The organism is Streptomyces sp. NPDC051020, from assembly GCF_040683105.1.
Lineage (GTDB): Bacteria > Actinomycetota > Actinomycetes > Streptomycetales > Streptomycetaceae > Streptomyces.
This window is the reverse complement of sequence record NZ_JBFBCG010000163.1, coordinates 1-7,273: the sequence shown is the minus strand read 5'-3', so window position 1 is coordinate 7,273 and position 7,273 is coordinate 1. Positions and strand designations below refer to the sequence as shown.

The window sequence follows — 7,273 nt, the reverse complement described above, 5'->3', positions numbered from 1 at the left end:
CGCCAGGCATGGATCAACGATCCCGCCAAGCGGCGTCAGACCGAACAACAGATCCTATAGCGTCACATTCGTTTCATTTGACTTGACAGGCACCGCCCCGTGAGATTGAGGCTGTGCGATGGCACGCAAAAGGCAGTCGCAGGACCCGCGTGTTGGAAGGCGCGAAGCGACTCCTGGGGATCTCGTCCGAGGGGGCGGATACCGCTGGTCCCGGGGTAGAGAGGGCGCCCTCCCTAGCCGCATCTTCCTGGTGCGGAACGTGGAAACCCCGTCGAGGTCCAGGCCTTTCCTGGTAGGCCGACCGTGAGGAGAGCTGAACTCCCCGGCGGGAGAAGGATGACCCAAGAAGCGAATGGCCGACGGGCCGAAAGGCCACAGGAAGCCGGGGGATCGGGACCTTCGCCCGCTCCCGTATAACTCGCCGGGTACGGGCCCTGGTGGCCCGGCCCGAAAGGGCACGGTCAGATCGCCGTTGCCGTTCGCGCGCGGTAGGGCATGGCTCGTCCAGGGGGAGGCCGACCGCCGGGGGGACGAGCCGGCTGGCGGAACGGGGACCGGTGAGGACCAGCGGGGCGGCCAGCGCGAAGGCGCGGCCGTGCTCGTCGAGGTTGTCCGGATGCAGATCGTGACCGACCAGAACGAGGTCGACCGGGCCCAACTCATTCGCGCCGACAGCGGGTCCGGCCGTCTTGGTGAGGTATCCGTGGGGACCGGCGGCGTCGAAGGTCGGGTCGGTGACGATGCGCAGGCCGCCGATGTCGATGACGGCCGTAGGACCGCCCAGGACCATGACCGCACATTCCTGTCGGGGCAGCAGCCCTGCTGTCGTCATCGCCGCCCTCGCCGAGTCGTCTCGATCGCTTCGTTCACGCCGCCGAGGACAAGAACCTCACGCACGCGCGTGAAATGCCCGTCGTGATGCATCCATGTCCGGCAGACATGGATGCTGATCAACCCACCCGGGACGTCGGCTCATTCGTGCCCCGCCCTTACGGCGGCGTCCAGGAACCGGCGGACCAGGGCCCGTTGAGCGTCGGGCAGATAGACAAGGCTGACCGGGCTGGGCGGCGCCTCGGTGAGCGGAATGAAACGGAGGGCGGGGTGCTGGGTGCGGCGCTGCGCCACCTCGGGGACGATGCCGATGCCACGGTTGGCGGCCACCGTCTCAAGCCATTCGTCGTAGTTGGCCGTCTCGATGATCTGCTCCGGGCGCTGACCCACGGACCAGGACCAGGGGCCGGTGGTGCCGCTGACCGTGTTGACGACCAGGGGCCAGTGCTGGACGTCCGCCCAGCCCAGGTGGCCGAGACGGACCAGATCGCAGTGCTCGGAGCAGACGGCGATGCGCGGTTCGTCGTACAGGTGCACGGTGCGCGCTGTCCTCGGCGGGTCGAAGTCGCCGCGGACCAGGGCGATGTCGACGGTGCGCTGCCGCAGAGCCTGAAGGGGATCGTCGATGCGGGTCAGGGCGACCGAGGCTCCGGTGTTCTGCTCGAAGTGGCTCACCGCCTGCTGGGCCCAGGGGTCGGGCAGCAACCAACTGAAGCCGAGCCGGAGGGTGACCTTGTGACGCACAACGGCCAGGGCCTGGTCGAGGGTGGCGAGGACACGCTCGGCGTGGAGGAGGAACTCTGCGCCGGTGGCCGTCAGCTCGACATGCCGGGAGGAGCGGTCGAGGAGGCGGACGCTCAGGTTGCCCTCCAACTGCGCGATCGTACGGCTCAGAGCCGGCTGCGTGATCAGCAGTTCCTCGGCTGCCCGGGAGAAGGACCGGTGTCGTGCCACAGAAGTGAAGGCCCGCAGGTGACGGAGTTCGACGTCCATGCTCATCGCGACTTCTTCCCGGATCCATGCCTGCCGTGCATAGCAGCAGCTTAACCGGCATTTCACAAGCGTTCGCGGGCTTTCTAGCGTGAGTGGTGGCCGCTGGATGCCGAGGGAGAGTGATCATGACGCCAGCAGTAGCACGACCAACAGCCCCCACCCGCCCGCGCGGGGAGTCCCCCTGGACGATCGTTGCGCAGGCCGCGGCAGCGCTTGCCGCGGGTATGGGGATCGGCCGGTTCGTGTACACCCCCATCCTGCCGCTCATGCACGCCCAGGCAGGCCTGTCCTCAGGGCTCGGGGCGAGCCTGGCCACCGCGAACTTCATGGGCTACCTCGCGGGCGCCCTCGTCGGCATCGCCGTCCCGGCCGTTGTACGCTCGGCCGGAACCTTGCGCGGCTCGCTGGCCGTCATGATCGCGACACTGGCGCTCATGCCGGCCACGCACGACGGCACCGCCTGGTTCGCACTGCGGCTGGTGGCCGGCGCCGCCAGCGCGCTGGTGTTCGTGATCGCCGTCAGCGCCATGCTCTCCCGCCTGCAGGCGCACGCACACCACATGGTCGGATGGGCCTTCGGCGGTGTCGGCGCCGGAATCGCCCTGTCCGGCCTGCTGGTGGTGGTCGTACAGACGGCGTCCACCTGGCAGGCTGCCTGGTGGGCCTGCGCCGCGCTCGCGGCCCTGCTCGCGGCTGTCGCCTGGCCCCTCACGCCCGAACCGGAAACAGGGGCCGCTGAAGCCGCCGGTCCGGCCGAACGACCCCGCACCCACCGCTGGTTCATCGCCCTGTTCGCCAGCTACACCTTCGAGGGCATCGGCTACATCATCGCCGGCACCTTCCTGGTCGCGGCGATCCAGCAAGGCGTCCAGGGCTGGCTCGGCAGCGGCGCCTGGATCGTGGTCGGACTCGCCGCCCTGCCCTCCTGCGCCCTGTGGACCCGCCTGTCACGCCGCTGGTCGCGACCGGCGCTACTGCTCACCTCGCTGAGCATCCAGGCCGTCGGCATCGCGCTGCCGGCTTTGCTCGGCGGCGCCGCCCCGGCGCTGATCTCCGCAGTTCTGTTCGGCGCCACATTCATGGGCGTCAGCACGATCGCACTGTCGATCGGCACTCATCTGCAAGTGCCGCGCGCCGTGGCCCTGCTGACCGCCGGATACGGCGCTGGCCAGATCCTCGGCCCGCTGCTGGCCGCACCCCTGCTGCGTCACGGCTACCACCAGGCCCTCCTGCTGGGCAGCACCATGGTCGCAATCGCCGCAGTCGCGGCCGCCGCCGTCTGCATCCGCTTCCCACACCACCTCGCTCCCGTCGCCCAGACGGCCTGACACCCGTACCCCAGGAGAAGTCGTCATGAGCAGACTGCTGTCCGATCTCGGAATCGACCTCCCGGTCCTCGCCGCACCGATGGCTGGCGGACCCAGCACACCCGCACTCGTCACGGCGGCCGCGCGCGCCGGCAGCCTGGGCTTTCTCGCCGGCGGGTACAAGACCGTGCAGGCGTTGGCCGGGCAGATCCACACCGTACGGGCGGACGGAGTGCCGTTCGGCGTCAACCTGTTCGTCCCCAACCCGGTCCCCGTCTCCGCCGAGGCGTACCGTCGTTACTCCCAGGCGGTGCAGCCCGAGGCCGAGCTGTACGGGCTGAAGCTCACCGACGGGGACCCGGTGGAGGACGACGATCAGTGGACGGACAAGGTCGACCTGCTGACCGCGAGTCCCGTCCCCTGGGTGTCCTTCACCTTCGGTATCCCCGACCGCGCGGTCGTCGGCGCCCTGCGTCGGGCCGACACCACCGTCCTGCAGAACGTCACCTCGACCGACGAGGCACGCCGGGCGGCGGAGATCGGAGTCGACGCACTGATCGTGCAGGCGTCCACGGCCGGCGGGCACTCGGCCACACTCACTCCCGAGCGACCGCTCACGCCCGTGCCGCTGCCCGAGCTGGTGGGCCAAGTGCGTGACGCCGTCACCTTGCCGGTCATCGCCACCGGCGGAATCGCCACCCCGGCCGATGCGGCGGCCGCGCTGCATGCCGGTGCGGAAGCCGTTATGGTCGGCACCCTCCTACTGCGTACGGACGAGAGCGGAGCATCGGCGCCGCACGAGGCGGCTCTCGTGGACCCCGCTTTCGAGACGACCATCGTCACGCGCGCCTTCACGGGGCGGCCCGCCCGCGCCCTGCGCAACCACTTCACCGACCGCTTCGACGCGATCGCCCCCGTCGGCTACCCCGCCCTGCACCACCTCACCGGACCGCTGCGCAAGGCGGCCACCGCGGCCGGAGATACCCGGCTGATCCACCTGTGGGCCGGAACGGGACACCGCGAGGCGAGGAGTGAGCCTGCTGAGCAGGCACTCGCTCGGCTTGCCAGTCGGCTCTAGAGCCTGTTGCGAAAGTCGATCTTGGTCGTGAAATGATCAAGCCGTGGCACGTGGAGATCTGACGGATGAACAGTGGGCCCGCCTGGAACCGCTGCTGCCCAAGGGGAAGAAGGCTGGACGCCCGCCGATATGGACGCGGCGGCAGCTGATCAACGGGATACGGTGGCGGACCCGGGCGGGGACACCGTGGCGCGATGTGCCCGAGCGGTACGGGCCGTGGGACCGGGTCTACGACCTGTTCCGGCGCTGGCAGCGCGATGGCACCTGGCAGCACATCTTCACCCAGCTGCAGGCCCAGGCCGACGCGAAGAACCTGATCACCTGGGACATCAGCGTCGACTCGACCGTGTGCCGGGCCCACCAGCATGCCGCCGGGGCCCGCAAAAAGGGGCTCTCCAGAAGGAGCCGCCGGGTGGCGTCGCCACCGAGCCGGACGACCACGGGCTCGGACGCTCGCGGGGCGGCCTGACCACCAAGCTCCACCTCGCGGTCGAGCAGGGGCAGAAGCCCCTGTCCATCGTGATCACGGCAGGCCAGCGCGGGGACTCGCCGCAGTTCGAACCGGTCCTGGAGAACATCCGGGTGCCCCGCATCGGCCTGGGACGGCCGCGCACGCGACCTGACAAAGTCCGGGCGGATGAGGCCTACGGCTCCCGGAAGAACCGCGCCTACCTGCGCCGACGCGGCATCCGCTGCACGATCCCGGAGAGGAAGGACCAGATCCGCAACCGCAAGAAGCTCGGCTCTCGCGGCGGTCGGCCTCCGAAGTTCGACAAAATCGACTACCGCGAACGGCACGCCGTGGAGTGCGGCATCAACCGCCTCAAGAGGCACCGCGCGGTGGCAACACGCTACGACAAGCTCGCTGTCCGCTACGAAGCGACCGTGCTGGTCGCGGCCATCAACGAGTGGCTATGACCAGCACGGTCATGGGGACAAGGGGCACGAAGCCGGCTACCGGTGGCCCAGCACGTTGACCACCCGGCCGTTGGGATCCCGGACGAAGAACCGGCGCACTCCCCATTCCTCGTCCTGCAAGGGATGCAGGATCTCCGCGCCGCTGTCACGCACGATCGCGTAAGCCGCGTCGACATCGTCCACTTCGACGCTCACATCGGGGATCACCGGTGCGGTCTTGTCGTACGTCATGACACTGACCTGTGCCGCCGGAGTGGACGGAGAGGCAAGTGTCATGATCCAGCCGTGGTTCATGACCTCCTCGAAGCCCAGCAGACCGTAGAAATCCCGGCTCTCTTGCATGGCCCCGGACTGGATATTGGGCACGACACGGCGAACGGCCATCAACGCCTCCATGAGAAAGCAAACATGTCTCTGAGCCTCCCCAGAAGTCCTACAACACACTCGTCGCCGCACACACTTTCGCAACAGGCCCTAGCCCTGTCAGGTCTCCCGGCAACCCCGACCCTCCTTGGCTCGACGGCTGCAGATCGAGATCTGCGGCCGTCATGTCAGGTGTGGGCAGGCGTCTGTGGCGCGCCGGCGCCCAGCAGTGCAAGGCAATTCGTCCACAGTGCGCTGAGCTGGGTCGTGTTGTTGTAGAGCTTGGCGAACAAGACCTGGCCCTCCAGCTGCGCGACCACGGACCGGGCGGCATCGCGGGTGTCGGTGACGGTGACCTGGCCGCGCTCGAGGGCCTCGGTGATGACCGAGTCGACCATCTCGACCTGGGCTTCGAAGATCTCCTGCAGGCGCATGCGGACGGCTTCGGTCTGGTTGCTCATCTCCAGGGTGAGATTTCCGAACATGCAGCCTGAAACGGTCCCGCAGCTCTGCTGTCCGGCCAGCTGGTCGGCTTCCGTCGCCTCGAACAGCTGCCGCAGCCGCTGAAGCGGCTCCGCGTCGCTCTTCAGGCAGCGGGTCCAGTCACGTCGCTGGGTCGCCCACTGCTCGTCGATCACAGCCAGCGCGAGAGCCTCCTTGGAATCGAAGAAGTAGTAGAAACTGCCCTTGGGTACCTCGGCCGTCTTGCAGATCTCGGCCACGCCCAGAGCCGAGTAGCCGCGCACCTCCATGAGCGAGTGCGCAGCGTCGAGGATTTTCTCTCTGGCATTACTTGTCCGTCCCATGTTGCCAGTATATGACCGCTCGACTACATTTTACTAGACCGGTCGGCTAGTCGGCGCGCTCTCCAGCCCCAGGCAAGGGCGCGCCGACCGTGGCCGACGTTACGGTCATGTGCGGTTGTGCGGCCCGTGCGCACCTGTCGCCGGTCCTGCGGTGCAAGGGCGGCAGGTGGCGGATCCACCGGTACCACGGCTCCCGGATCGTCACCGACTGCTGAGGTCGGTGCGGTTCCATGTCCGCAGGGCGCCGGGCAGGCTCGCCGGGAGGCTGCGCCTCCCGGTGGAGAGGAAGTCGCGGTCGTGGCGTCGTTGGCCCTGGCCACCGGCGCGATGTGCAGCTGGGAAATCGGCAGTACGTGACCGCACGGCTCCGCATCCGCATGCTCCCTGCGCGGCCGAAGGCCGCAACAGATTTGAGAGAGAGGAAAGGTCATGAAGGAGTTCCTGGTCGAACTGACCACCATCGTCCCCGAGGGGACCGAGTCCGTCGAGGTCGACCGACGCCGCGCGGCCGAGGCCGCCCGGGCCGAGGAGCTGGCCACCGCCGGTCATCTGGTCAGGCTGTGGCGCCCGGTGGGCGAATTGCGCAGCATCGGTCTGTGGTGCGCCGCCGACGAGGCCGAGCTCTACGAGAAGGTGCTCGGCACGCTGCCTCTGTGGCCGTGGATGACCGCGGCGGTCACCCCCGTCCAGCCCCACCCCAACGACCCGGGCAGGGCCGGCGGCGCCAACTGACCCGCCCTGGTTCTGGCAGCGACCCCCGCGGCCTTCGCCTGCATTGCCCCCATTGATATTTCTCGACCGGTCGTCTAGTTTATAGGTGGTCGGTCGACTAATGCCGGTCTGTGACACCCTCCTTAAGAAGGTCATTTCATGAGCAACCCAGGTCAGAAGGTCGCGGTCATCACCGGCGCATCGCAGGGCATCGGAGGCGCGCTCGTCAGCGCCTACCGCGAGCTGGGCTACGCCGTCGTCGCCAC

The 7,273-nt window shown here is 68.4% G+C and carries 7 protein-coding genes and 2 pseudogenes; 5 read left to right on the top strand and 4 right to left on the bottom strand.

The annotated features are described in order from the left end of the window. Nucleotides 1-456: 456 nt before the first annotated feature. A pseudogene (locus AB0N06_RS37590) lies at nucleotides 457-832 on the bottom strand (MBL fold metallo-hydrolase); the annotation flags it as partial. A gap of 140 nt (nucleotides 833-972) precedes the next feature. Then, nucleotides 973-1,830, bottom strand: coding sequence for a LysR family transcriptional regulator (locus AB0N06_RS37585; RefSeq protein WP_366139169.1), 858 nt, complete (start codon nucleotides 1,828-1,830; stop codon nucleotides 973-975). A gap of 119 nt (nucleotides 1,831-1,949) precedes the next feature. Here AB0N06_RS37585 and AB0N06_RS37580 point away from each other — a divergent pair, with 119 nt between their 5' ends. The 3 genes from AB0N06_RS37580 (at nucleotide 1,950) to AB0N06_RS37570 (ending at nucleotide 5,127) form a co-directional block, all read left to right on the top strand. Then, nucleotides 1,950-3,152 (top strand): YbfB/YjiJ family MFS transporter, encoded by a 1,203-nt coding sequence (locus tag AB0N06_RS37580; RefSeq protein WP_366139168.1) that lies wholly within the window; start codon nucleotides 1,950-1,952, stop codon nucleotides 3,150-3,152. A gap of 25 nt (nucleotides 3,153-3,177) precedes the next feature. Next, nucleotides 3,178-4,209 (top strand): nitronate monooxygenase, encoded by a 1,032-nt coding sequence (locus tag AB0N06_RS37575; protein WP_366139167.1) that lies wholly within the window; start codon nucleotides 3,178-3,180, stop codon nucleotides 4,207-4,209. A gap of 43 nt (nucleotides 4,210-4,252) precedes the next feature. Beyond that, a protein-coding gene (locus AB0N06_RS37570; protein WP_366139166.1) for an IS5 family transposase occupies nucleotides 4,253-5,127 on the top strand; the annotation gives its coding sequence in 2 pieces (ribosomal slippage) (nucleotides 4,253-4,597 and nucleotides 4,600-5,127; 873 coding nt in all). Nucleotides 5,128-5,163: 36 nt separating this feature from the next. Here the strand turns inward: AB0N06_RS37570 and AB0N06_RS37565 are convergent. Together AB0N06_RS37565 and AB0N06_RS37560 are read right to left on the bottom strand one after the other, a co-directional pair. Continuing rightward, on the bottom strand, nucleotides 5,164-5,511 hold the full coding sequence (locus tag AB0N06_RS37565) for a VOC family protein (RefSeq protein WP_366139165.1): 348 nt from the start codon (nucleotides 5,509-5,511) through the stop codon (nucleotides 5,164-5,166). Nucleotides 5,512-5,678: 167 nt separating this feature from the next. Further along, nucleotides 5,679-6,296: a TetR/AcrR family transcriptional regulator gene (locus AB0N06_RS37560; protein ID WP_366139164.1), complete on the bottom strand. Its 618-nt coding sequence runs from the start codon at nucleotides 6,294-6,296 to the stop codon at nucleotides 5,679-5,681. Nucleotides 6,297-6,725: 429 nt separating this feature from the next. Between AB0N06_RS37560 and AB0N06_RS37555 the strand changes: the two genes are divergently transcribed. Then, nucleotides 6,726-7,028 carry a muconolactone Delta-isomerase family protein gene (locus tag AB0N06_RS37555; protein WP_366139163.1) on the top strand — a complete coding sequence of 101 codons (303 nt, stop codon included), beginning with the start codon at nucleotides 6,726-6,728 and terminating at the stop codon, nucleotides 7,026-7,028. A 138-nt stretch (nucleotides 7,029-7,166) separates the two neighbouring features. Beyond that, nucleotides 7,167-7,273 (top strand): annotated as a pseudogene (locus tag AB0N06_RS37550) (3-oxoacyl-ACP reductase); the annotation flags it as partial.

Coding starts and splice junctions, on each gene's coding strand:
- AB0N06_RS37585 (WP_366139169.1), bottom strand. CDS start 1,830: ATGAGCATGGACGTCGAACTCCGTCACCTGCGGGCCTTCACTTCTGTG.
- AB0N06_RS37580 (WP_366139168.1), top strand. CDS start 1,950: ATGACGCCAGCAGTAGCACGACCAACAGCCCCCACCCGCCCGCGCGGG.
- AB0N06_RS37575 (WP_366139167.1), top strand. CDS start 3,178: ATGAGCAGACTGCTGTCCGATCTCGGAATCGACCTCCCGGTCCTCGCC.
- AB0N06_RS37565 (WP_366139165.1), bottom strand. CDS start 5,511: ATGGCCGTTCGCCGTGTCGTGCCCAATATCCAGTCCGGGGCCATGCAA.
- AB0N06_RS37560 (WP_366139164.1), bottom strand. CDS start 6,296: ATGGGACGGACAAGTAATGCCAGAGAGAAAATCCTCGACGCTGCGCAC.
- AB0N06_RS37555 (WP_366139163.1), top strand. CDS start 6,726: ATGAAGGAGTTCCTGGTCGAACTGACCACCATCGTCCCCGAGGGGACC.